We start from the raw sequence: 1,285 nt of genomic DNA, 5'->3' as shown, positions 1-1,285 counted from the left end.
CCAGGTCCACACTCGGCAGGATTGCGCGGAGCCGGGCCAGTTCCTGCGGGCGCGCCGCCCAGTGCTCGGCCGGCACCCGCAGCACCGCGGCGAGCAGGTCACCCGGGTGGTAGTCGCCCTCGACCAGCGGATCGTTCTGCAGCAGGTCCAACGCGCGGGACACCAGCACCGGCAGACCCACCCGCTGACCGATCAGCACCCGCAGATCCTCCGCGTCCAGGCTGCCGACCGGCTGACGGCGCAGCCGGTGCACGGTCGAGATCAAGGTGCTGGCATCAGCCGGCGCGTCACCCCAGGAGCTGCCCTCGATCTGCTCAAGGGACAACTTCTCCCTGTCCGCCACAGGTACTCCTCCGCTTGGTCGAACTAGGACGCGACGGGTTCATGTCAGAACAACATCAAGCTATGCTCGGCCCGTGACCAATCGGGACCATGCGCAGCTGCGCATCGCTGTGGACCTTGCCATTCTCACCGTTCGTGAGGGCAGTCTGCAGGTGCTAGTCATCACCCGGGGCAACAAGCCCTTCGCCGGCCAGCCCGCCCTCCCCGGCGGTTTTGTGCGCACCGGTGAGGACATCGGCACCGCCGCTGTGCGGGAGCTCGGTGAGGAGACCGGCCTCGACGGCGGTCAGCTGCATCTTGAGCAGTTCGCCGTGTACGGCGACCCCGAGCGTGACCCCCGGGGCCGGGTCGTCAGCGTCGCGTACCTGGCGATCATGCCGGATCTGCCCATCCCGACCGCCGGGTCGGATGCCAGCAGCGCCGGCTGGATCCCGGTCGACAAGGTCCGGGGCAGTCTGGCCTTCGACCATGACCGCATCCTGGACGACGCCGTGGAGAGTGCGCGCCGGCGGCTGGAGCTGACCACGCTGGCGACCAAGTTCTGTCCGGCCGAGTTCACCATCGGGGATCTTCGCTCGGTCTACGAGGTGGTCTGGGGTGAGCCGCTGGATCCGCGGAACTTCAGCCGGAAGGTGATCCACACCGAGGGGTTCGTCGAGCCCACCGACAACAAGCGGGTTCCGGCCACGGGCCGGCCGGCGGCGCTCTACCGGGCCGGGCCGGCCACCACACTGAACCCGCCGATCATGCGCACCGGTTCCCGCTGAGCCGGGCGCACGGCGGCGCCGGCACCCCGAGGGATCCCGACACCCGCCGGTCGCCGGCCCCCTGAGCGATCAAACACCAGGCGGTGGCGGCGCCCCGCGGGGGGCCGGCCCCGTTTGCTGGGGCGTGGTAAGCGGCCGATATTAAGGTCCCCCGCCCCGGTGGTGGCGGCCGGGCC

The 1,285-nt window shown here is 70.4% G+C and carries 2 protein-coding genes; one reads left to right on the top strand and one right to left on the bottom strand.

Annotation, left to right across the window (positions count from 1 at the left end):
* Nucleotides 1-343 (bottom strand): contact-dependent growth inhibition system immunity protein (locus tag AB0C29_RS48970; protein WP_360835303.1); only part of this gene is annotated, 343 nt, incomplete at its 3' end.
* 73 nt (nucleotides 344-416) lie between these two features.
* On the opposite strand from AB0C29_RS48970, the gene AB0C29_RS48965 reads away from it, so the two are divergent.
* The gene (locus AB0C29_RS48965; protein ID WP_360835301.1) at nucleotides 417-1,109 is read left to right on the top strand and encodes an NUDIX domain-containing protein; all 693 of its coding nucleotides are present in this window, start codon (nucleotides 417-419) and stop codon (nucleotides 1,107-1,109) included.
* Nucleotides 1,110-1,285 lie beyond the last annotated feature (176 nt).

It is taken from the genome of Actinoplanes sp. NPDC048791, assembly GCF_040650095.1.
In the GTDB taxonomy this organism is placed as follows: domain Bacteria; phylum Actinomycetota; class Actinomycetes; order Mycobacteriales; family Micromonosporaceae; genus Actinoplanes.
The sequence above is the reverse complement of the archived record's forward strand: the minus strand, read 5'-3'. Positions and strand labels throughout refer to the sequence as shown.